The sequence below is a fragment of the Streptomyces sp. NPDC050625 genome (assembly GCF_040654755.1).
Taxonomy (GTDB): domain Bacteria; phylum Actinomycetota; class Actinomycetes; order Streptomycetales; family Streptomycetaceae; genus Streptomyces.
Genome location: NZ_JBFAIQ010000052.1, coordinates 1 through 21,991, shown reverse-complemented (window position 1 = coordinate 21,991; position 21,991 = coordinate 1). Strand labels below are relative to the sequence as shown.

Annotated in this window: 20 protein-coding genes and 1 tRNA gene; 5 read left to right on the top strand and 16 right to left on the bottom strand. The window is 71.5% G+C overall.

Translation table 11 applies throughout. The features are described 5' to 3' along the window. Positions 1 to 11: 11 nt before the first annotated feature. The 4 genes from AB0I54_RS45080 to AB0I54_RS45065 form a co-directional block, all read right to left on the bottom strand. Complete coding sequence (locus AB0I54_RS45080; RefSeq protein WP_363302199.1) at positions 12 to 857, bottom strand: DMT family transporter; 846 nt, start codon at positions 855 to 857, stop codon at positions 12 to 14. Beyond that, entirely contained in the window at positions 854 to 1,414 is a 561-nt protein-coding gene (locus AB0I54_RS45075; RefSeq protein ID WP_363302198.1) for a YbaK/EbsC family protein, read from the bottom strand. Before AB0I54_RS45075 ends, AB0I54_RS45080 begins: the two co-directional genes overlap by 4 nt. A gap of 165 nt (positions 1,415 to 1,579) precedes the next feature. Next, on the bottom strand, positions 1,580 to 3,814 hold the full coding sequence (locus tag AB0I54_RS45070; RefSeq protein WP_363302197.1) for an MMPL family transporter: 2,235 nt from the start codon (positions 3,812 to 3,814) through the stop codon (positions 1,580 to 1,582). A 120-nt stretch (positions 3,815 to 3,934) separates the two neighbouring features. Continuing rightward, on the bottom strand, positions 3,935 to 4,537 hold the full coding sequence (locus AB0I54_RS45065) for a TetR/AcrR family transcriptional regulator (protein WP_363302196.1): 603 nt from the start codon (positions 4,535 to 4,537) through the stop codon (positions 3,935 to 3,937). A gap of 167 nt (positions 4,538 to 4,704) precedes the next feature. Between AB0I54_RS45065 and AB0I54_RS45060 the strand changes: the two genes are divergently transcribed. After that, a complete protein-coding gene (locus AB0I54_RS45060) occupies positions 4,705 to 7,989 on the top strand; it encodes a S41 family peptidase (protein WP_363302195.1) in 3,285 nt (1,094 codons plus the stop codon). A 46-nt stretch (positions 7,990 to 8,035) separates the two neighbouring features. Here the strand turns inward: AB0I54_RS45060 and AB0I54_RS45055 are convergent, their stop codons facing one another. From AB0I54_RS45055 to AB0I54_RS45040, 4 genes are all read right to left on the bottom strand, one after another. After that, complete coding sequence (locus tag AB0I54_RS45055) at positions 8,036 to 8,257, bottom strand: hypothetical protein (protein WP_363302193.1); 222 nt, start codon at positions 8,255 to 8,257, stop codon at positions 8,036 to 8,038. A 135-nt stretch (positions 8,258 to 8,392) separates the two neighbouring features. Continuing rightward, positions 8,393 to 9,277 (bottom strand): SDR family oxidoreductase, encoded by an 885-nt coding sequence (locus tag AB0I54_RS45050; RefSeq protein WP_363302192.1) that lies wholly within the window; start codon positions 9,275 to 9,277, stop codon positions 8,393 to 8,395. Further along, positions 9,274 to 10,200 carry an alpha/beta hydrolase gene (locus AB0I54_RS45045; protein WP_363302191.1) on the bottom strand — a complete coding sequence of 309 codons (927 nt, stop codon included), beginning with the start codon at positions 10,198 to 10,200 and terminating at the stop codon, positions 9,274 to 9,276. Before AB0I54_RS45045 ends, AB0I54_RS45050 begins: the two co-directional genes overlap by 4 nt. Next, the gene (locus AB0I54_RS45040; protein ID WP_363302190.1) at positions 10,197 to 11,741 is read right to left on the bottom strand and encodes an NAD(P)/FAD-dependent oxidoreductase; all 1,545 of its coding nucleotides are present in this window, start codon (positions 11,739 to 11,741) and stop codon (positions 10,197 to 10,199) included. The genes AB0I54_RS45045 and AB0I54_RS45040 overlap by 4 nt, the downstream gene beginning before the upstream one ends. Positions 11,742 to 11,940: 199 nt before the next feature. Between AB0I54_RS45040 and AB0I54_RS45035 the strand changes: the two genes are divergently transcribed. Both AB0I54_RS45035 and AB0I54_RS45030 read left to right on the top strand, forming a co-directional pair. Further along, positions 11,941 to 12,561 carry a MerR family transcriptional regulator gene (locus AB0I54_RS45035; protein ID WP_363302212.1) on the top strand — a complete coding sequence of 207 codons (621 nt, stop codon included), beginning with the start codon at positions 11,941 to 11,943 and terminating at the stop codon, positions 12,559 to 12,561. A 144-nt stretch (positions 12,562 to 12,705) separates the two neighbouring features. Continuing rightward, complete coding sequence (locus AB0I54_RS45030; protein WP_363302188.1) at positions 12,706 to 14,049, top strand: recombinase family protein; 1,344 nt, start codon at positions 12,706 to 12,708, stop codon at positions 14,047 to 14,049. Between the two features lie 5 nt (positions 14,050 to 14,054). Here the strand turns inward: AB0I54_RS45030 and AB0I54_RS45025 are convergent, their stop codons facing one another. After that, positions 14,055 to 14,879, bottom strand: coding sequence for an exodeoxyribonuclease III (locus tag AB0I54_RS45025; RefSeq protein ID WP_363302187.1), 825 nt, complete (start codon positions 14,877 to 14,879; stop codon positions 14,055 to 14,057). Positions 14,880 to 14,936: 57 nt separating this feature from the next. Between AB0I54_RS45025 and AB0I54_RS45020 the strand changes: the two genes are divergently transcribed. Next, a complete protein-coding gene (locus AB0I54_RS45020) occupies positions 14,937 to 15,413 on the top strand; it encodes a GNAT family N-acetyltransferase (RefSeq protein WP_363302186.1) in 477 nt (158 codons plus the stop codon). Between the two features lie 49 nt (positions 15,414 to 15,462). Here the strand turns inward: AB0I54_RS45020 and AB0I54_RS45015 are convergent. The 7 genes from AB0I54_RS45015 to galU all read right to left on the bottom strand — a co-directional run bounded on the left by AB0I54_RS45015 (position 15,463) and on the right by galU (position 21,138). Further along, positions 15,463 to 15,536, bottom strand: a tRNA-Ala gene (locus AB0I54_RS45015). A gap of 91 nt (positions 15,537 to 15,627) precedes the next feature. Continuing rightward, complete coding sequence (gene glpR, locus AB0I54_RS45010; RefSeq protein WP_363302185.1) at positions 15,628 to 16,926, bottom strand: gephyrin-like molybdotransferase receptor GlpR; 1,299 nt, start codon at positions 16,924 to 16,926, stop codon at positions 15,628 to 15,630. Positions 16,927 to 17,111: 185 nt separating this feature from the next. Further along, positions 17,112 to 17,762, bottom strand: a complete 651-nt coding sequence (locus AB0I54_RS45005; protein WP_363302184.1) for a GNAT family protein — start codon at positions 17,760 to 17,762, stop codon at positions 17,112 to 17,114. A gap of 20 nt (positions 17,763 to 17,782) precedes the next feature. Further along, positions 17,783 to 18,283 carry a MogA/MoaB family molybdenum cofactor biosynthesis protein gene (locus AB0I54_RS45000; protein WP_363302183.1) on the bottom strand — a complete coding sequence of 167 codons (501 nt, stop codon included), beginning with the start codon at positions 18,281 to 18,283 and terminating at the stop codon, positions 17,783 to 17,785. Then, positions 18,280 to 18,792 carry a cyclic pyranopterin monophosphate synthase MoaC gene (gene moaC, locus AB0I54_RS44995; RefSeq protein WP_363302182.1) on the bottom strand — a complete coding sequence of 171 codons (513 nt, stop codon included), beginning with the start codon at positions 18,790 to 18,792 and terminating at the stop codon, positions 18,280 to 18,282. The genes AB0I54_RS45000 and moaC overlap by 4 nt, the downstream gene beginning before the upstream one ends. A gap of 115 nt (positions 18,793 to 18,907) precedes the next feature. Continuing rightward, positions 18,908 to 20,230 (bottom strand): gephyrin-like molybdotransferase Glp, encoded by a 1,323-nt coding sequence (gene glp, locus AB0I54_RS44990; protein ID WP_363302181.1) that lies wholly within the window; start codon positions 20,228 to 20,230, stop codon positions 18,908 to 18,910. Then, entirely contained in the window at positions 20,227 to 21,138 is a 912-nt protein-coding gene (gene galU, locus AB0I54_RS44985) for a UTP--glucose-1-phosphate uridylyltransferase GalU (protein ID WP_363302180.1), read from the bottom strand. The genes glp and galU overlap by 4 nt, the downstream gene beginning before the upstream one ends. Positions 21,139 to 21,271: 133 nt before the next feature. Between galU and AB0I54_RS44980 the strand changes: the two genes are divergently transcribed. Then, positions 21,272 to 21,853, top strand: a complete 582-nt coding sequence (locus AB0I54_RS44980; protein ID WP_363302179.1) for a 5-formyltetrahydrofolate cyclo-ligase — start codon at positions 21,272 to 21,274, stop codon at positions 21,851 to 21,853. The last annotated feature ends 138 nt before the right edge of the window (positions 21,854 to 21,991 follow it).

The following is a 21,991-nucleotide window of genomic DNA, read 5'->3' as shown; positions in this document are numbered from 1 at the left end:
CCCGCGCACCGCTAACCGGCGTGCAGCATCAGCCCGATCCCGACCACCAGCAGCCCGGCGGCGGCGATCCGGGGCGCCCCGAAGCGCTCCTTGAAGAACAGCGCGCCGATCGCCGCTCCGACGATGATCGACGACTCCCGCAGGGCCGCGATCGGCGCCAGTTCGGCGCGGGTCTGCGCCCACAGCACCAGCCCGTACGCACAGAACGAGAGGAGCGCGCCGAACAGGCCGAGGGCGGCGAAGGGACGCAGCAGGGCGACCGTCTCCCCGCGCCAGCGCCGGACGGCGTACGCCGGGATCACCACGCCCTGGACCACCATCAGCCAGGCGGTGTACCCGAGGGGGGACCCCGAGGCGCGCACGCCGAGCCCGTCGACGACGGTGTACGAGGCGATGGACAGCCCCGTCGCGAGGGCCGCCCCGATCGCGGCCCAGTTCGGCCGGCGTCCGCGCAGCCCCCACAGGGCGACACCGGTGAGTCCGGCGCAGGACAGGGCGACACCGGCGGCGGCCCAGCGGTCGGGCACCTCGTGGGCGAAGACGGCCGCGAAGACGGTGACGACCAGCGGGGCGGTGCCGCGCGCGATGGGATAGGCCTGGCCGAAGTCGCCGAGCCGGAAGGACGCCATCAGCAGGACGACGTACACCAGGTGGATGGCCGCGGAGCAGAACAGGTACGGCCATGCCGCGGCCGCCGGGAACGCCGTGAACGGCGCCAGGGCCAGTCCGATGAGGACACCGCCGGCCAGGATCAGGGTGAAGCCGACGAGCTTGTCGGTGATCCGGTGGGCGATCGCGTTCCAGCTGGCGTGCGTGACCGCGGCGAACAGCACGGCCGCGGTGACCAGCGGTGTCACGAGGTGCGCTCGCGCACGTCCACCAGGGTGCCGCCCGCATGGGCGATCAGCGTCTTCGGCGCCATGGGGAAGACCGTGTGCGGGGTCCCGGCGGCGGCCCACACGAGGTCGTGCTCCAGCAGCGACCGGTCGGCGAGCACCCGGGTGCGGGTCCGGTGCCCGAAGGGCGGCACGCCCCCGATCGCGTAGCCGGTCGTCTCCCGTACGACATCGGCCTTGGCCCGGGTGACGGCCTCGGCCCCCAGTTCCTCCCGCACCCGCTCGACGTCCACCCGGGAGGCCCCGTCCATGAGGACGAGGACCGGCACCCCTCCCCCAAGCTCTCGGCTTCGCTCGAGCAGGGGGGACCCCCATGCCGCGAAGATCAGCGACTTGCAGATCTGGCTCAGCTCGCAGCCGATGGCCGCGGCGGCCTCGGCGGCGGTGCGGGTCGCGTCCGGGAAGCGTCTGATCCGGGAGTGGAGTTCCCCGAGGCCCAGTTCCTCCAGGGCCGCGGCGAAGCGGGGGTGGGCTCCGGAGCCCTCGGCGTCGGCGTCAGTGGCGGCTGTCGTCGTCATGCAGGCACGCTAGCGGTACGTGTACGGGGCAGGCGACCGGGTTTCCTCGTACGAGCGACCGGGTCTCCCCGCGTGAGCGACCGGGTTTCCCGCATGAAGAGGCCGGCGAGAGCGCCCCGTCCCCACGGATCCCTCGCCGGCCGGTCCTTCAGTGGAAGCGGCGCGTCAGGCGTGCACCAGTTCCCGGTCCGCGTCCGCGTCCCCGTCCCGGGGGCGGTCGCCGTCGTGGGCGCGCAGGCCCTCGCCCTCGACGTCCACGTTGGGCAGGGCGCGGTCCAGCCACTTCGGCAGCCACCAGGCCTTCTTGCCGAGCAGCGCGAGCACCGCCGGGACGATCGCCATCCGGACGACGAAGGCGTCGAAGAACACCGCGATCGCCAGGCCGAAGCCGATCATCTTGATCATCGACTCGCTGGACCCGATGAAGCCGGAGAAGACGGCGATCATGATCACCGCGGCGGCGGTCACCACGCGGGCGCCGTGCCTGAAGCCGGTCACCACGGCCTGGCTCGGCTTCTCCCCGTGGACGTACGCCTCCCGCATCCGGGTCACGAGGAACACCTCGTAGTCCATGGCGAGACCGAAGACCACGCCGACCATGAAGATCGGCATCATCGACATGATCGGTCCGGTCTGCTCGACGCCCATCAGGCCGGACAGCCAGCCCCACTGGAAGACCGCGACGACGGCGCCGAGGGCCGCCAGCACGCTCAGCAGGAAGCCGAGGGCCGCCTTCAGGGGGACCAGGATCGAGCGGAAGACGAGGATCAGGAGGAGGAAGGCCAGACCGACGACCAGGGCCAGATACGGGACCAGCGCGTCGTTCAGCTTCTGCGACGTGTCGATGTTCATCGCCGTCGAGCCGGTGACCAGGACCTGCGCGTCCGTGTCCGCCTTGATCTCCGTGCCCTTGTCACGGATCGCGTGCACCAGGTCCTCGGTGGTCGTCGAGGACGGCTTGGATTTGGGGATCACGGTGATCGTCGCGGTGTCGCCGGCCTTGTTGGGCACGGCCGGGGTCACCGTCACGACGTCCTTGAGGCCCTTGATCTCCTTGCCGACCTCCTTGAAGGCGGCCTTGGGGTGGTCGCTGTCCTTGGCGTCGACCACCAGCATCAGGGGGCCGTTGAAGCCGGGGCCGAAGCCCTCGGAGAGCAGGTCGTAGGCGCGGCGCTGCGTCGTCGAGGTCGGCTGGGAGCCGTCGTCGGGCAGGCCCAGCTCCAGGGAGGCGGCGGGGACGGCCGCGGCACCGAGGCCGACGACGCCCAGCAGGAGGACGGCGACCGGGCGGCGTACGACGAAGCTCGCCCAGCGCGTGCCCATGTTCGGCCGGCCGGCCTTGTGGGGGTGCTTGGGCGTGCGGCCGCCGCCGAGCAGCTTGCTCTTCTCGCCCGCCGGGCGCACCTTGCGCCCCGCGTAGCCGAGCAGCGCCGGGATCAGGGTGAGCGCGATCAGGACCGCGATGGCGACCGTGCCCGCGGCGGCGACGCCCATCTTGGTCAGCATCGGGATGTTGACCACGGACAGGCCGACCAGGGCGATCACCACGGTCAGGCCGGCGAAGACCACCGCGGAGCCCGCGGTGCCGGCGGCCCGCCCGGCGGCTTCCTCGCGCTCGCGGCCCTCGGCCAGTTCGGCGCGGTAGCGGGAGACGATGAACAGCGCGTAGTCGATGCCGACGGCGAGGCCGATCATCGAGGCCAGGGTGGACGTGGTGGAGCCGAGGTCCAGCGCGCTGGCGAGCGCGGCGATGGTGGAGACGCCGATGCCGACGCCGATGAGGGCGGTGACCAGCGGCAGTCCGGCCGCGAGCAGCGAGCCGAAGGTGATGACGAGGACGACCGCGGCGATCGCGATGCCGATGACCTCGGTGGCGCCCGTCTCGGGAGTCGTGTTGAGGGCGTCACCGCCGACCTCGACGGTCAGCCCGGCGTCCCGCGCGTCCTGCGCGGCCTCCTTGAGGGCCTCGCGCGTGGAGTCCTTGAGCTCCATGCCGGAGACCTTGTACTTGACCGACGCGTAGGCGACCGTGCCGTTCTTGCTGACGGCCCTGGCCTGGTACGGGTCGGCGACGGAGGCGACCTCGGAGCCGTCCTTCAGCTCCGCGACCGTCTTCTTGACGATCTTCTTGTTGGCGGCGGCGGTCATCTTCTCGCCGCTCGGCGCCTTGAAGACGACGCGCGCGGTGGCGCCGTCGGCGCTCATCCCGGGGAAGCGCTGTTCCAGCAGGTCGAAGGCCTTCTGGGCCTCGGTGCCGGGGACGGAGAAGGAGGTGTTGCCGGCCGCGGGGGCACTCGCCGCCCCGACGCCCGCCAGCGTCAGCAGCGCCACCCATATGAGGGCGACGAAGTGCCGTCGCCTGAAGGCGAGTCGGCCCAGTTTGTACAGGAACGTGGCCACGAGGTCGTACTCCCGGTCAGTCGTGGGGTGTTCAGGGCAGGGGTGACCAACCCCGTGGGTGGCAGGGGTGATCGGCCCGACGACGTGAGCGGTGACGTCAGGTGGGGCTGAGGGGACTTGTCAGTCGGTGGGAACGCAGAGGGCGGGGAGGACCACGGCGTCGATGTACGAAAGGAGGAACGACTGCGTCGGCGGCTGCTCGTCGATCATCGCGCGGGCGGCGAACCCGCCGATCATCATGTGCATCACGAACCCGATCGCCGGGTTGTCCGCACGGACCTCTCCCCGGTCGACCGCCCGCTGGATCACGCGACGGAACTCCGCCATCTCCGGCTCGATGAGATGCTCCCGGAACGCCTTCAGGAGGTCCGGGTTGCCGTGCACCGCCATGGCCAGGCCCCGCATCAGCGCGGAGCTCTGCTCCATCTCGCAGTCGTCCGAACGCATCGTGAGGGCGTGCAGATCGCCCTGGAGCGACCCGGTGTCGACCCCGTCGGCCGAGCCGCCCGGCTTGCTGTGCCGCACGGCCTTCGCCACCAGTTCGGCCTTGCCGCCCCACTGGCGGTAGAGCGTCGCCTTGCTGGACCGGGTGCGGGCGGCCACGGCGTCCATGGTGAGGGCGTCGTAGCCGACTTCGCGGAGCAGGTCGAGCACGGCCTCGTACAACTCGGCCTCGCGCTCGGGGGTGATACGACTGCGGCGCGCCGCGGCGACCTCGGTCATCGTTCCCACCTTCCCACTCCGAACGACACGGTTTCGTACGTGACGAATGTAGCGCACCACTTCATGCGAAACGAAACCGTTTCGTACGTGTCCTCGGTCACGCCCTGGTCGAACGCCCGGAATTTTCACAAGTTGCTCCGCTCCATCCCGCGGAAAAGCATGGGGAGGTGAGCTATCTGCGCCTGCCGCACCTCAGCGGCGAACTGCTGTGCTTCGTGGCCGAGGACGACCTCTGGCTGGCCCCCCTCGGCTCCCCGGGCCGCGCCTGGCGGCTCACGGTGGACCGCACCAAGACCGGCCACCCCCGCTTCTCTCCCGACGGCCGGACGATCGCGTATACGAGCTGGCGCAGCCTGGTGCCCGAGATCCATGTGGTCGGCGTGGACGGCGGGCCGGGCCGGCAGCTGACGTACTGGGGAAGCGCGGACACCCGGGTGTGCGGCTGGACCCCTGCCGAGAACGGCGGCCCGGAGATCCTCGCCGTCGCCTCCCACGGCCAGCCCTTCTCGTACTTCACCTGGGCCTACAAGGTCTCCACCGACGGCGATCCCGGCCGCAAGCTCCCCTGGGGCCCGGTCGCCGACATCCAGGTCGCCGACCTCGACGAAGGGCACCGGACCCTGCTCCTGACCGGCACCCCGCCGCACGAACCGGCCGCCTGGAAGCGGTACCGGGGCGGCGCCATGGGCCGGCTGTGGCTGCACGGCCAGCGGCTGCTCGCCGGCATCGGCGGCCATCTGGACTGCCCCATGTTCGTCGGCGGCCGGATCGCGTTCCTCTCCGACCACGAGGGCATCGGCAATCTCTACTCCTGCGCCTACGACGGCTCCGACCTGCGCCGCCACACCGACCACGACGCCTTCTACGCCCGGCACGCCTCAAGCGACGGCACGCGGGTGGTGTACCAGTGCGCGGGCGACCTGTGGCTGGTGGACGACCTGTCGGCGGACTCGGTGCCGCACCGGCTCGATGTACGCCTGTCCGGCGCGCGCGCGGGACGCCGCAAGTACCAGGTGCCGGCCGCCCGGCACGTGGACGGCATCTCGGTCGACGAGACCGGCCGGGCCAGCGCCGTCGTGGTCCGCGGCAGCCTGTACTGGCTCACCCACCGCGACGGCCCCGCGCGCACCATCTCGGACACCCCCGGCGTCCGGGTCCGGCTCCCGGAGATGCTGGGCTCGACCGGGCGGATCGCCTACGTCACGGACGCCGCGGGCGAGGACGCGATCGAGATCTCCCATCTGCCCCGCGCCAGCGGCGACCGCGCGCCGCGCCGGCTGGCCTCCGGCGAGCTGGGCCGGGTCCTGGAGCTGGCCTCGGACCCGCTGGGCGAGCGCCTCGCCGTCGCCGCCCACGACGGACGGCTGCTGCTGATCGACACGGGCGAGGACACGGACGGCGAGGTGACCGAGCTGATCCGGTCCATCAACGGCCCGGTGCGGGACCTGGCCTTCTCGCCGGACGGCTCCTGGCTGACCTGGTCGCATCCGGGGATCGGCCGCTCGCTCCGGCAGATCAAGATGGCCCGGATCTCCGGCCCCGGGCAGGCGGACCAACCGGTCGTCGACGTGACCAACGGCCGCTTCGAGGACGAGAACCCCGTCTTCACCCGGGACGGCCGCTATCTGGCGTTCCTTTCCTGGCGCGGCTTCGACCCGGTGTACGACGTCCACACCGGCGACCTGTCCTTCCCGCTCGGCTGCCGCCCGTACCTGGTCCCGCTGTCCTCGGCCACCCCCTCCCCCTTCGCCCTGAACCCCGAGGGCCGGCCGGCCGCCGGGGGCCTGGACCCCGTGGAGGACGAGGAGACCGGCGAGGGCGGCACGGTGACCGTGGAGGTCGAGGGGCTGGAGAACAGGGTCACCCCGTTCCCGGTCTCCGCCTCCAAGTACTCCGGGCTGCTGCCGGTCTCCGGCGGCGGACTGGTCTGGCTGCGCTGGCCGATCTCGGGCGCGCTCGGCGAGACGTTCGCCAACCCCAACGACCCCAGTGAGCGGCCCACACTGGAGTACTTCAACCTCACCAAGGCGAAGAAGTCCCAACTCGTCGACCACCTCGACTGGTTCTCGGTGAGCGGCGACGGCACCCGGCTGGTGCTCATGGACGAGGGCGACCTGCGGGCCGTCCCCGCGACCGAGCCCGGCGACGGCGACACCACCACCTGGATCGACCTGCGCCGCATCCTGCACGAGGTCGACCCGCCCGCCGAGTGGCGCCAGGCCTACGCCGAGGCCGGCCGGCTCATCCGGGACTACTTCTGGGAGCCGCGCATGTGCGGCATCGACTGGGACGCGGTCCTCGACCAGTACCGGCCGCTGGTCGAACGGGTCGCCTCCCCCGACGAATTCGCCGACCTGCTGCGCGAGGTGCTGGGCGAGCTGGGCACCTCCCACGCCTATGTCACCCCCGCCCGCCGCAACGAGGGACCGGCGCACTACCAGCGCCTCCAGGGCCTGCTGGGCGCCAACCTGGTGTGCCGGGACGGCCGTTGGACGGTCAAGCGGATCCTGCCCGGCGACTCCTCCGACTCCAAGGCCCGCTCCCCACTGGCCGGCACGGGCATCCGCGAGGGCGCCGTGCTCACCCATGTGGACGGCCGGCCGGTGGACCCGGTGACGGGTCCCTATCCGCTGCTGGCGGGTTCGGGCGGTACGACGGTGGAGCTGACCTTCGCCCCGGCCGAGGGCGAGACGGGCCCGCCGCGACGGGTCGCCGTCGTGCCCCTGATCGACGAGCGGCCGCTGCGCTACCAGGACTGGGTGGCCAAACGCCGAGAGGTCACCCGGGAGCTGAGCGGCGGCAGGTGCGGCTATCTGCACATCCCCGACCTGGGCGGCTCGGGCTGGGCCCAGTTCAACCGCGATCTGCGCATGGAGGTCTCCCGGCCCGTGCTGATCGTGGACGTGCGCGGCAACGCGGGCGGGCACATCAGCGAGCTGGTCGTGGAGAAACTCACCCGGACCATCCTCGGCTGGGACCTGACCCGCAACGCCCAGCCCGTGTCGTACGCCTCGAACGCGCCCCGCGGCCCGATCGTCGCCCTCGCCGACGAGGCGACCTCCTCCGACGGCGACATGATCACGGCGGCCTTCAAACTGCTCAAGCTCGGGCCGGTGGTGGGCCAGCGCACCTGGGGCGGGGTGGTCGGCATGACCGGGCGGCACCGGCTGGGCGACGGCACGGTGATCACGGTGCCGATGAACGCGGCCTGGTTCGACGCCTACGGCTGGTCCGTGGAGAACCACGGCGTCGCCCCCGACCTGGACATCCTGCGCACCCCGCTGGACTGGGCGGAGGGCCGCCACGTCGAGATGGACGACGCGGTGCAACTGGCCCTGGACCTGCTGACCACCAACCCGGCGGCGGCCCCGCCCGACTACAGCGACGTACCGGACCGCTCGCGGCCGAAGCTGCCTCCGCGGACACCCCCGCAGACACCCCCGCGGACATGAGAAGGGGTGCCCCGCGCGGGGCACCCCTTCCACCGGACCGCCGACGTCAGGCGTCGTAGTCCATGTCCATGCGGTCACGCATGTCGTGCTCGGACTCGTCGATGTCCCGCGGGTTCTGGCGACCACGCTCGGCCTGCTGCGGGCCGCGCTGCGGCTGCTGCTGACCACGCTGCGGCTGCTGCTGACCACGCTGGGGCTGCTGCTGGCCGCGCTGGGCGCCCTTCTGCTTGCCCTGGGACTTGTCCTGGAACTGGTCCTTCATACCCATGTGGGTTCACTCCCGTGGAGGGTGAGGGGTTTGGGCCCTTTGGTTGGGCCCCGACCAGATTCACACGGGCGGACACACTGCGCATGTCGATCAGTCACGGTGCGTAGCGGCCAACCTGGCCGGGCGCGGGCGTACTCATTCGTGCCGGGCGGAACGCTCGCGCTCGTCGGCCTCCCCGCCCGCACCGACCAGCCCCGTCCGCATCCCCTTCAGCCGGGGCGCGAAGCGGCGCATCTCGCGCTGTCCCACGGTCCCGATGACCGCCGGCAGATAACCGCGCACGCCCTGCATCCCGCGCAGCCACCACTGCCCGTACACATGGGCCGAGCGCCGCTCGATGCCGGCGACGATCCGGTCCACCGCGGGGCCCAGCGGGTACGTCTTGTTGGACGGCCACGGCAGCCGCTGCCGCAACTCCCGCATGACGTCGTCCTGGTCGGCACCGCGCACCATGTCCGTGTCGGTCCACGACAGATACGCGACACCGACCTTCACGCCCTGGTGACCGACCTCGGCGCGCAGACAGTGCGCGTACGCCTCCACGCCGGACTTGGACGCGCAGTACGCCGTCATCATCGGCGCCGGGGTGATCGCGGCGAGCGAGGCGATCTGCAGCAGATAGCCGCGGCTCTCGGTGAGCACCGGCAAGAAGGCGCGGCCCGTCACCGCCGAGCCGATCAGATTGACCTCGATCACCCGCCGCCAGGCCCCGGGATCGGAGTCCGTGAACGGCCCGCCGCTCGCCACCCCGGCGTTGGCGACCACGATGTCGACCTTGCCGAAGCGCTCCTTGACCTCCCGGGCCACCCGCGTCATCGCCTCGTGGTCGGTGACGTCGGCGTACCAGTGGTCGCTGTCGCTGTGCAGCCTGCCGGACACCTCCTTGAGCGCGTCCGCCTCCAGCCCGACCAGCGCCACCTTGGCACCGCGCGCCGAGAGCTTGCGCGCGAGCAGCTCGCCGACGCCGCGCGCGGCTCCGGTGACGACCGCGACCTGGCCCTCCAGGCTCATCCTGCTCATGCGCCCTCCTTGACGTGTACGTACGTGGTGACGAGTTCCCGGATCTTCCCGGTGATCAGCTCGGGCGCCTCCACCGGGGTCATGTGGCCGAGCCCGGGCAGCTCGGTGAGGCCGACGCAGTCCGGCAGCTCGGCGGCCAGGAAACGGGCGTGCGCCGGCGGGGTGAGCCGGTCCTCGGTACCGGCGACCACCGCCGTGGGGACCCGCAACTCCCGTACGCCGTGGTCGAGGTCGAGCCGCTCCAGCACCCGCGACCAGGCGTGGCGCACCGCGCGCGGGCAGGCGTGCACGATGTGTGCGCACGCCTCCACCATGTGCGGGGCGGAACCGGCGCCCATCGTGGCGTACTTGAGGATCCGCTTCGCGACCGGAGTGACCGGACCGAGCGGGGCGCGCGAACCCAGGATGCGCGCGGTGAGCCAGGTGCGTATGCGCCCGGCGCGCAGCGGTACGACGCGTGCCTGCGCGACCAGCTTCGAACTGCCCGTGCTGCACAGCAGTACGGCGGCCGCGTGCTCCTGGAAACGGGGGCGCCCGGACGCGGCCATCACCGTCATCCCGCCCATGGAGTGGCCGGCGATCACGGCCCGCTCGCCGGGCGCGAGCGTCCGCGCGAGCACCGCCTCCAGGTCGTCCGCCAGCGCGTCGGTCGTGCAGGCGGGGCTCGCGGGGGTGCGCCCGTGTCCCCGCTGGTCGTACGCGATGACCCGGTGGTCCGCGGCCAGGTCCCGGATCTGCGCCGCCCAGAAGGCGGTCGAGCAGGTCCAGCCGTGGGCGAGGACGACGGGCGGCGCGCCCTCGGGCCCGTGCACCTCGACGTGCAGACGGGCGCCATCGGCGGAGACCACCGTGAGTTCACGGGCGGGGGTGGGCGGGGCGTAGGGGCCGCTGGTGACGCGGGTGAGACGGGTGAGACGGCTCACGAGGCCACCTCCGCCTTCGTCACGTCCTGCGTCGCGCTCTGGCTCGCGCTCTGGGTCGCGCCCGTGCGGGCCGGCGCCCGCAGCACCTCGTACTCCGCCAGGTCCACCCGACGGGTCGCCTTGCGGAACTCCGTCGTCGTACCGGGCCAGATGGTGGTGTTGCGGCCGCTCGCGTCCAGGTACCAGCTGGTGCAGCCACCGGTGTTCCAGACCGTGCGCTTCATGCGCTCCTGCACCATGCGGTTCCAGGCCTCCACGGCGCCGGGGCGGGCGTCGAGGGCGGCGCGGCCGCCGAGGACGTCGAGCTGCCGTACGTAGTCGGCCATGTAGTTCAACTGGGACTCGATCATCAGGATCATGGAGGAGTTCCCGAGCCCGGTGTTGGGCCCGATGACCGTCATCCAGTTGGGGAAGCCGGCCGCGGACGCTCCGCGCAGGGCCTGCATCCCGTCCTTCCAGCTCTCGGCGAGGGTCCTGCCCTCCGCCCCTACGACCCGCTCGGCGATCGGCATGTCGGTGACGTGGAAGCCCGTACCGAAGACGATCGCGTCGACCTCGGCCGCGCTGCCGTCGGCGGCGACGACGGTCGACCCGCGGATCTCGCTCAGCCCGCCGGCGACGACGTCCACATTGGGCTTCACCAGCGTCGGGTAGTACGTGCTGGACAGCAGGATCCGCTTGCAGCCGATGCGGTAGTCCGGGGTGAGCTTGGCGCGCAGGGCCGGGTCCTTGATGGCGCGGGCGATGTTGCGCCGCGCCAACTGCTCGACGAAGCCCAGCTCGTCGGGGTGCTTGGTGAAGGCCTGGACCTGCAACTCCCGGATGCCCCACAGCAGTCCGCGGCGCAGCTGCGTGGTGAAGGGCAGGGCGCGGTGGAGCCGGCGCTCGGCGCCGCTGATGGCGCGGTCCATGCGGGGCATGACCCAGGGCGGGGTGCGCTGGAAGAGGGTGAGCTTGGCGACCCGCGGCTGGATGGCCGGCACGATCTGGATGGCGGACGCCCCGGTGCCGACCATCGCGACCCGCTTGCCGCTCAGGTCGTAGTCGTGGTCCCAGCGGGCCGAGTGGAAGACCTTGCCCGGGAAGGACTCCAGGCCCGGGATGTCCGGGATCTTCGGGTCGGACAGCGGCCCGGTGGCGGAGACGACGATGTCGGCGCTCAGCGAGCCGTTCGTGGTCTCGATGTCCCAGCGCAGCCGCTCCGGGTCCCAGGTCATCAGCTTCACCTCGGCGCCGAAGCGGAGGTGCGGCCGCAGGCCGAAGACGTCGGTGACATGCTCCAGGTAGGCGCGGATGTGCTCCTGGCCGGAGAAGGTGCGCGGCCAGTCGGGGTTGGGCGCGAAGGAGAAGGAGTACAGGTGGGACGGTACGTCGCAGGCGCACCCGGGGTAGCTGTTGTCCCGCCAGGTGCCGCCGACGCTGTCCGCCCGCTCAAGGACCACGAAGTCGGTGATCCCCTCGCGGCGCAGCCGTACGGCCGCGCCCAGCCCGCCGAAGCCGGACCCGATCACCGCCACCCGTACATGCTCGTGTTCGGCCATCCCGAAGCCTCCAGGCATCGCATCGGACTCGTTGAACCATGCCAGTGAACACTGGCGCAATGGGAGGGTAGAGCAGCTCCGTACCGAGCGGTAGGGGTCCGGGGAAGGAAGTTACCCGCGGTACAACACAGGCGGCACCACATAGGCTGATCGCGTGGCTGAAGACGCAGGACGACCCGGCGAGCAGCGTGAATACCGCATGGAGGAGCTGGCACAGCTGGCCGGCATCACCGTGCGCACCCTGCGTTTCTACCGCGAGCGCAAGCTGATCCCGCCGCCCCGCCGCGAGGGCCGTATCGCCTGGTACGACGACCACCACCTGGCCCGCCTGCGCACGATCTCGGCCCTGCTGGAACGCGGCCACACCCTGAACGGCATCGCGGAGCTCGCCGAGGCCTTCGACCACGGCCGGGACGTCGCCGACCTGCTCGGCGTCGGTGCCCCCACCGAGGAGGAGCCGGTCCGGCTGACCCCCGAGGAACTCGCCGACCACTTCGCGGGCGAGGTCACCCGCGAGAACCTCGCCGCGGCCATGGACCTCGGCTACCTGGGCACCGACGGCGACGAGATCGTCCACATCAGCCGCCGCCTGCTGGACGTGTCCTCGGCCCTGGTCCGCGAGGGCATCCCGCTCGCCGAGGTCCTGACGGCGGCCAAGCGCGTACGCGAACACGCGGACGCCCTGGCCGAACTCTTCACCGAGGTCATCCTCCGCCACGGCCCCGAGGAGGACCTGGCCCGCCTGCGCCCCCTGGCCCGCAGCGTGGTGGAGGCGGAACTGTCCCTGGCCCTGGACCGACGACTGCGGAAGCGGGACTGAAGGTCAGCCAGATTCACCCCATCGGGGCAAATTTCACGCAAACCCAGACGGAAGAGGTTTCGGACTTCGAGAGTGAGATCGAAAGGCCCCGGCGGCTGTGCGACCAGCCCCGGGGTGTGGCCGACACTCTCCAGGAGCGCCGACATGCCCGAGCATAGCCTTCGTCCAGCCGTGCCCTCTTTGCCTGACTCACCCTTCACCGGACGGCCCAGGACCCTTGGAGCCCTGCGTCTCAGCTACCTCACCAGTGTCACCACTTCGCCGAGCAGGCAACGGTCCGCCATCCAGTCGACCGCTGACAGGCTCGGCCTGACCCTGGTTGCCGAGGCGTCGGACCTCGGTGTCTCGGCCCGCGCCACGTCCCCGTTCGAACGGCCGTCCCTCTCGCTCTGGCTGCGACGGCCTCACGAGTACGACGCCGTCGTATGGGCCCGTGTAGATCGCGCCATACGCTCCGTGGCACACATGACCGAGTTGATCGCCTGGGGACGACAGCACGCCCGGACTCTCGTGTTCGGGACGCCGGAGCCCGACTGCCCGCTCGTCGTAACACCGCAGGCGAACGGTTCGACCATCCGACGGTGCATGGACATCGCTCATGACGCCGAACAGGAAGCCCGCACCATCTCCGCCCGACTCAGTGGCAGTCACGCAGCACTACGCGCCGCCGGTCGCTACGGAGGAGGGTTGATCCCCTTCGGCTACCGGAAGGCGGTACACCCCTCAGGCAACGGGTGGTGCCTGACTCCCGATTCCGAGACCGCCGCCCTCGTTCGCATGATCGTGGAAGACGTGCACGCAGGACAGTCACTGACTGCCATCGCATGCGAGCTGAACGCCTCGGCCATGCCGGTACCACGCGACCGCCACGCCCAGCTCCAGGGACGCCCCACCGGCGGTCGTCGCCACGGTCGTGACTTCGAGCGGTTCCGCTGGACCTCAGGCACTTTGTCCAAGGTATTGCGCAGCCCAACCTTGATGGGGCACCGAACGCACCGAGGGGAGACGGTTCTCGATCCGTCCGGCGCACCCGTGATGATCGGACAGCCGCTGCTGTCCGAAGAGGAATTCCACGCGTTGCAGCACGTCCTGATGGCGCGTTCCAATGGCACCCGACGCACAAGGGCCCGGACGACAGCGCTGCTCACGGGCGTCGTGCACTGTTCGGGCTGCAATGGACGCATGTACTTCGCGGCACGTAAGGGCTATCCGTACGGTTACTACATGTGCCGCGCCACGGCGCGCGGTGAGGTGTGCCCCGCCCCAGCCGGAATGCGGTCCGACTGGCTCGAGTCATACACCGTCGAGCGCTACCGCGAAGCGACTGCGACGGACGCCGTCGCCTCGCGCGAGCTTCTTCTCGAAAGCGGCGCCCGTGTCACCGTCGCCAAGGGCCGCTGCGGCGGCACGGCCCGGCTGGCCGGACCGGACATCTCACGCTTGACCTTCACGCTCGGTGAACGCTCCGGCGCACCGGACGGGAGCTGAGCCCGTCACATCTCGAAGACGACGGTCACCGGAGCGTGGTCCGACCACCGCTCCTCGTGACTGGCAGCCCGCTCCACGACTGCCTTGACGGCCCGTGCCGCGAGCCCAGGGGTCGCCACGGCCAGGTCGATGCGCCAACCCGAATCGTTGTCAAAGGCCCGCCCCCGGTACGACCACCAGGTGTACGGCCCTTCGGCGTCCGGGTGCAGGGTGCGCACCACGTCCGTGTAGCCGCCGTCGCCCGGGGAAAGGACCCTGCCGAGCCACTCCCGTTCCTCCGGCAGGAAGCCCGAGTTCTTGGTGTTGGCGCGCCAGTTCTTGAGGTCGGCGTTGTGGTGGGCGATGTTCCAGTCGCCGCAGACCAGTACCTCGCGGCCGTCGGCGGCGGCACGCTCGCGCAGCCCCTTCAGGTGGGCGAGGAATTCGTCCATGAAGCGGACCTTCTCGTCCTGCCGCTCGGTGCCGACCTCCCCGGAGGGGAGGTAGAGGGAGGCGACGGTGACGCCGGGCAGGTCGGCCTCCACATAGCGGCCGCTGCCGTCGAACTCGGCCGATCCGAAGCCCACCTGGATGCGGTCGGGTTCGCGCCGCGTGTAGAGGGAGACGCCCGCGCGGCCCTTGGCGGCGGCCGGGGCGTGTACGACGTGCCAGCCGTCGGGCCTGCGCACGCCCTCGGGCAGCTGCTCCGGCTCCGCGCGCACCTCCTGGAGGCAGAGCACATCCGCGGAGGTCTCCGCGAGCCATTCCACGAAGCCCTTCTTCGCGGCGGCCCGCAGCCCGTTCACATTCACCGAGGTCACAGTCAGCACCCGGGCACGATACCGGCACACTGGACGAGGTCCGGTATTCCACCGGGCCTTCCTCTGCATGATTGTACGATGCTCAGCATGAATATACGTCCCGTCCCCTTCGACCACCCCGACGCCGTCAAGCTCAACGACGAGGTACAGGCCGAGTACCACGTGCGCTACGGCGACGGCGGTGACGCCACCACCCTGGACGCGTCGGACTTCGAGCCGCCCAGCGGCGTCTACCTGATCGCGTACGACGAGGGCGGCCGCCCCGTGGCCACCGGCGGCTGGCGCAGCCAGGACGAGAACGGCGAGGGCCACGAGGACGGCGACGCCGAACTCAAGCGCATGTACGTGGTCGAGGAGATGCGCGGCCGCGGCCTGGCCCGCCGCATGCTGGCCGCCCTGGAGGAGGACGCCCGCGCGGCCGGCCGCGCCCGGATGGTCCTGGAGACGGGCACCAAGCAGCCGGAGGCCATCGCCCTCTACATTTCCAGCGGTTATGAGCCCTGCACCAAGTTCGGCTACTACCGCCACTACGAGTCGAGCCGCTGCTACGCGAAGCCGCTGTGAACACGATGAAGCCCCGGTCGGCTTTCGCCGACCGGGGCTTCATGCTGCGTGGACCTGAGGGGATTTGAACCCCTGGCCCCCTCGATGCGAACGAGGTGCGCTACCGGACTGCGCCACAGGCCCTTGCAACGAGTGAAACTTTAGCACCCCGATCGGGGTGCTTGGAAATCCGTTCCCTGACTGGTCAGGGCGGGCTCCCGAGGGGTGACGGGCATCACTCGTTGGCCGCGCGCGGGCGGTCGCCGTCCTCGTACTGGTCGAAGAGCGGCGTGCGGCCGCGTTCGCGCGCGCGGCGGGCGGAGGCGGCACGGCGCCGTGCCTCACCGCGCTCGTCCGCGGCCGGCTCGTCCTCGGCCGCGGGCTCGGGCTCGGATTCCCGCGTCCGGGCGTCCGGCTTCGCCTCCTGCTCCGGCGCGACGGAGCTGGACCGCGCCGAACTCCACGCGTCGGGCGCCTCCAGGTCCACGTCGGACGTGGCCCGCGGCGCGACCGGCGCGGTCACATACGTCGGCAGCGGCACCGGCACCGGGTCCCAGCTGTCGCCGTGCCCGGGCCGACGCTGGCGCTCGCGCTGCTGGTCGACCCACTCCGCGTGGTCGGTCTGCTCGACGAGGGCGCGACGGTCGGCGGCGAGGGCGGACATGCCGGTATCGGTCTCGGTCGCTGGTCCCTCGTCCGGTTCGTCGGCGGACGCGCCCGCGTCCAGGGGCGCGCGCCGCCGCGGCTGGCGTGCGCGCTCCCGCAGCCGCGCGGCCGCAGCCTCGGCCTGGCGCCGGTCCATCTGGTAGGCGAAGCGGCGGCGTTCCTGGCTGCGCAGATACGCGATGTACGAGCTGAGCAGTATGGCGGGCACGGCGGGCGCCCACAGGAACGCGAGCCCGCCGACGGCCGCGACGATGGCGCCGAGCGTGAAGGCGAGGAAGAGCATCACCGTGGTGCGCCGGCGACGCGCAAGTGCCTTCGAGCGCTGGGCGCGTGCCGCGGCCGCCTGGGCCGAGGGCGAACGCCGCGCCACGGGCACGCGCTTCTGCGCGGAAGGGGACTTCGGCGTGGAAGGGGACTTCGGCGCGGAAGGGGAAGCCGACTTGGGCGCCGACGCCGAAGGGGACTTGGGCGCGGATCCCTGCTGACGCGCGGGCGCGGAGCCGGACTTCGGGGTCGGCCCGGTCGCCTGACCGCGCGCCGCTTCCGGGCGCTCCGGTGTCTCCGGCTCGACGTCCGCCCGTACCTGACGGCGGGTCGGGCGCATGGCAAAGGCCCGGACGTCCACCGAGTCGGTGACGGCGTCCGGGTCGCCGGCGCTGGGCTCCCCCTCCTGGGCGGAGCGCGCCCGCAGGTCCTTGGCGTACCGGCGCTCCATCCCCGCCCGTCCGGACAGCAGCCGGATGGCGGTGCTGAAGCGTTCCGTCGGACGGGCCTCGTTCAGCTCGTCCTGCCTACGGAGCCACATCGGCACCAAGTAGGCGGCCCAGGCCCCGACAATGACTGCGTAGATGAGGCCGCTGCTGCTCACGTCTCACACGGTAGAGGGGTTTGCGTGAGGCCATCTGCCAATTGGGCCGGTGTGTCGCACGATCCGGCTGATATTTCGAACTTTTTTTGTGACCGATGCGATCACTAGGCCGTCGGAGCCGCGAATTCAATACTCCGAGACGGTCAACGACCGATCAATTTCGAACAAATATTCAATTTCCCGGGCTATGCGGGATTGCCGGGGGTGTTCTGCGGATTCCGCGGCGCACTTCCGCTGTTCGACCTCCCCTGAGAGCGTGCCCGCTGCCAGCGGCTCAGCAACCCTTCGGGTACCTCTTCCGCGGTGAGCGCGAAGACGAGGTGGTCGCGCCAGGCTCCGTCGATGTGGAGATAACGCGGGCGCAGTCCCTCCTCGCGGAATCCGAGTTTCTCCACGACCCGGCGGCTGGGCCGGTTCTCGGGGCGAATGCAGACCTCGATGCGGTGCAGACCGACGGCGCGGAAACAGTGGTCCACCACGAGCGCGACGGCCGTCGGCATCACCCCGCGGCCGGCCACCGCCTCGTCGACCCAGTAGCCGACGTGCCCCGAGCACATCGAGCCCCAGGTGATCCCGGCGACCGTCAACTGTCCGACCAGCCGCCCCTGGTATTCGATGACGAACGGCAGCATCCGGCCCGAGTTCGCCTCGGAGCGCAGATGCCGGACCATCTGCCGGTAGGTCGGCCGGTGCGCTATCGGCCCGCTGGGCGTGGGCGGCGGAATGGTCGCCTCCCAGGGGCGCAGCCAGTCCCGGTTGCGCCGGTTCACTTCGCGCCAGGCCCGCTGGTCGCGCAGCTTTATCGGCCGGAGGACGATGTCGCCGTCCGCCAGCACGACGGGCCAGGATGGGCTGTTCAGCTCGCACCCCCATGTCCGGGTCTGGGGTGGTCGCCGCCGCGGATCTGGTCCACGGCGTGGACCAGCAGGGGCTCCAGGACGGCGAGGCCGTCCTTCACCCCGCCGGTGGAGCCCGGCAGATTGACGATCAGCGTCCGCCCCGCCACTCCGGCCAGGCCCCGGGACAGCGCCGCGGTCGGCACCTTCTGCATTCCGAACGCGCGGACGGCCTCCGCGATGCCCGGCACCTCGTAGTCGATCACCCTGCGCGTGGCCTCGGGCGTGCGGTCGGTCGGCGAGACGCCGGTGCCGCCGGTGGTGACGATGGCGTCGTACTCCGCCTCGACACCGGCGCGCAGGGCCGCCTCCACGGGGTCACCGTCGGGGACGACCTGCGGACCGTCCACGGCGAAGCCGAAGCCGGCGAGGCCCTCGGCGATCAGCGGACCGCCCCGGTCCTCGTAGACCCCGACGGCAGCCCTGTTGGAGGCGGTGACCACAAGGGCCCGGTATGTCATGCCCGGCTCCAATCACCCGACTTGCCGCCCGTCTTCTCCTCCACCCGTACGTCCGTGATGACCGCTCCCTTGTCGACGGCCTTGACCATGTCGATCACGGTGAGCGCGGCGACCGACACCGCGGTGAGGGCCTCCATCTCGACACCCGTGCGGTCCGTGGTCTTCACGGTGGCCTGGATCTCGACGGCGTCGTCCGCGACCGACAGCTCCAGTTTCACACCGGAGACCGACAACGGGTGGCACAGGGGGATCAGGTCCGGGGTGCGCTTGGCGCCCATGATCCCGGCGATGCGCGCGGTGGCGAGCGCGTCTCCCTTGGGAACCCCTTCGCCGCGCAGCAGCTCGACCACGCGGGGCGAGACGAGGACACGGCCGCTGGCACGGGCGGTGCGCGCGGTCACGTCCTTCCCGGACACGTCGACCATGCGGGCCGCGCCCGCCTCGTCGATGTGCGTGAGTCGGTCCTGCACAGGGGGTCCGGGGGTCTCCCCCCGGGAAGGCACAGTCATGGTGTGTGGCGCTCCCGGTCCGGGCCCGTCGCGGTGCGGCGCACGGGCCTGTTGTGCGCGACACGCTACCGCCAAGTCGGTGTGCGCACCGGTGCGGGATGCCCGGGGGCCGGGCTCAGCCCAGCAGGACGACCTCGACCTCCGTGCCGGGTTCGACGGATTCGACGTCCTCGGGTACGACGATCAGCGCGTCGGCGTGGGCCAGGGCCGCGACCAGATGGGACCCGGCACCGCCCACGGGCGTGACCTCGCCCTCGGCGTGCGTCGCCCGCACGAACTGTCTGCGCCCCTTCGGCGAGCTCAGCGCCTGGTCCACCTTCAGGGTCGCCCGGGTCGTCGGCCGGTGGAGGTCCGCAAGGCCCATCAGGGCACGGATGGCGGGCCGGACGAACAGCTCGAAGGAGACGTACGACGACACGGGGTTGCCCGGCAGTGCGAGGAGGGGGGTGTGGTCGGGGCCGATGGAGCCGAAGCCCTGGGGCTTGCCCGGCTGCATGGCGAGCTTGCGGAACTCGACGCCGCCGCCCGCCTCGTCCTCGTCGCCGACGTGCGACAGCGCCTCCTTGACCACGTCGTACGCCCCGACGCTCACCCCGCCGGTGGTGACCAGCAGGTCGGCTCGGATGAGCTGGTCCTCGATGGTGGACCGCAGCGTCTCGGCGTCGTCGACGACGGCGCCCACCCGGTAGGCGATCGCACCCGCGTCCCGGGCGGCGGCGGTCAGGGCGAAGCTGTTGGAGTCGTAGATCTGGCCGCTGCCCAGCTCCTCGCCGGGCTGGACCAGCTCGCTGCCGGTGGACACCACGACCACGCGCGGCCGCGGGCGCACGCGCACCGTGCCGCGCCCGATCGCGGCGAGCAGCGCGATCTGCGGCGGGCCGAGGACCGTACCGGCCTCCAGGGCGCGGTCGCCGGCCCTCACGTCGCTGCCCACCGCGCGCACATGCGCGCGTGCCTCGGCCGGCCGGTACACGTTCACATGCCCGGTGGCACCCTCGGGGGCCAGGCTGCGGGCGTGCATCCCGCTCACGGGCCCCTCGCCGAGGCCTCCGTCGGTCCACTCCACGGGAACGACGGCCTCCGCGCCCGGCGGCAGCGGGGCGCCGGTCATGATGCGGGCCGCCTGGCCCGGGCCGACCCGGGTCAGCTCGGCGGCGCCCGCCGCGACGTCCCCGACGACCTCCAGGACGGCGGGGAACTCCTCGCTCGCGCCCGCGATGTCCGCGACCCGCACCGCGTACCCGTCCATGGAACTGTTGTCGAACGGTGGCAGCGAGACCGGCACCGTGACGTCGTCGACCAGGATGCAGCCCTGGGCGTCGAGCAGTTGCAGCTCGATGGGGTCGAGGGGGCGGACGGTGGCGAGGATGTCCTCCAGGTGCTCGTCCACCGACCACAGGTGGTCCTGGCCGGCGGGGCGGGTCGCGGCGCTGCTCAACGTTGCTGCATCTCCTCGGCTACGTAACTGCGAAGCCAGGTCCGGAAGTCCGGGCCCAGGTCTTCACGTTCGCATGCGAGTCTGACAATGGCACGCAGATAGTCGCCACGGTCGCCGGTGTCATAGCGGCGGCCCTTGAAGACGACGCCGTGCACCGGGCCGCCGACCTTCTCGTCCTGCGCGAGCTGCTGGAGGGCGTCGGTGAGCTGGATCTCACCGCCGCGCCCGGGCTCGGTCTGACGCAGTATCTCGAAGACGTGCGGGTCGAGGACGTAGCGGCCGATGACCGCGTAGTTCGACGGGGCGTCCGCCGGGTCCGGCTTCTCGACCAGGCCGGTCACCTTGACCACGTCGCCGTCGGTGGTGGTCTCCACGGCCGCGCAGCCGTAGAGGTGGATCTGCTCGGGCGCGACCTCCATGAGCGCGATGACGCTGCCGCCATGCTGCTCCTGGACCTCGATCATGCGCTGGAGCAGGGGGTCGCGCGGGTCGATCAGGTCGTCGCCGAGCAGGACGGCGAAGGGCTCGTGCCCGACGTGCGGGGCGGCGCACAGGACGGCGTGGCCGAGGCCCCTCGGGTCGCCCTGGCGCACATAGTGCATGGTGGCGAGGTCGCTGGACTCCTGGACCTTGGCGAGCCGCTCGGCGTCGCCCTTCTTCTCCAGGGCCGACTCGAGCTCGTAGTTGCGGTCGAAGTGGTCCTCGAGGGGGCGCTTGTTGCGTCCGGTGATCATGAGCACGTCGTCGAGCCCCGCCGACACGGCCTCCTCGACCACGTACTGGATCGCGGGCTTGTCCACGACCGGCAGCATCTCCTTGGGAGTGGCTTTGGTGGCCGGCAGGAACCGGGTGCCGAGGCCTGCCGCGGGAATGACAGCCTTGGTGATCCTGGGGTGCGACTGAGTCATGACCGCAACCTTATCCGGTGGCTTTGCGGGGAATCCGCGGGTCCGGTTAATTAGCTCTCATATGAGCACATTAGGAAGGGTGCAAGAGCGACCAGTGGAACACGTCGGACGTGCGGTGGATCCTGACAAGCGAATGTTGCGGCGAGAGCTCCTCGCGGTGAGGAACAGGTTGACGGCGGATGTCGTCAGGGATGCGGGCACGGCGCTGGCCGAGCGCGCGCTGGAGCTGCCCGAGCTGAGGCGTGCGCGCACGGTGGCGGCGTACGTCTCCGTGGAGAGCGAACCCGGCACGCTCGCGCTGCTGGACGCGCTGCACGCGCGCGGCGTGCGCGTGCTCCTGCCGGCGCTGCTGCCGGACAACGACCTGGACTGGGGCGCGTACACCGGGGAGGGCTCCCTCGCACGCGTCCAACACGGCGGAAAGATGGCCCTCTTCGAGCCCGCCGGCGAACGCCTGGGCCCCGACGCCGTGACGTCCGCCGACGTCGTCCTGCTGCCCGGGCTCGCGGTGGACGCGCGCGGGATGCGCCTGGGACGCGGCGGAGGGTCGTACGACCGCGTACTGGCCCGGCTGGAGCGGGCGGACGCGCACCCCGCGCTCGTGGTGCTCCTGTACGACTCGGAGGTCGTCGAGCGCGTCCCCGAGGAGGCGCACGACCGGCCGGTGGACGCGGTGGTGACCCCGTCCGGCCTGCGCCGCTTCAAGGCCGCCTGACGTCTCGCCCCTCCCCGGGTGGTCCCCCTGATATGAAGTGGGGCCGCACCCCGCCGGCGTGGGGGCGCAATTGGGACCTGGCGGGCACGGGCCGCCGCCGTTGGTGGGGGGGGTGGGGGCGGGGGGCGGGCGGCCCCG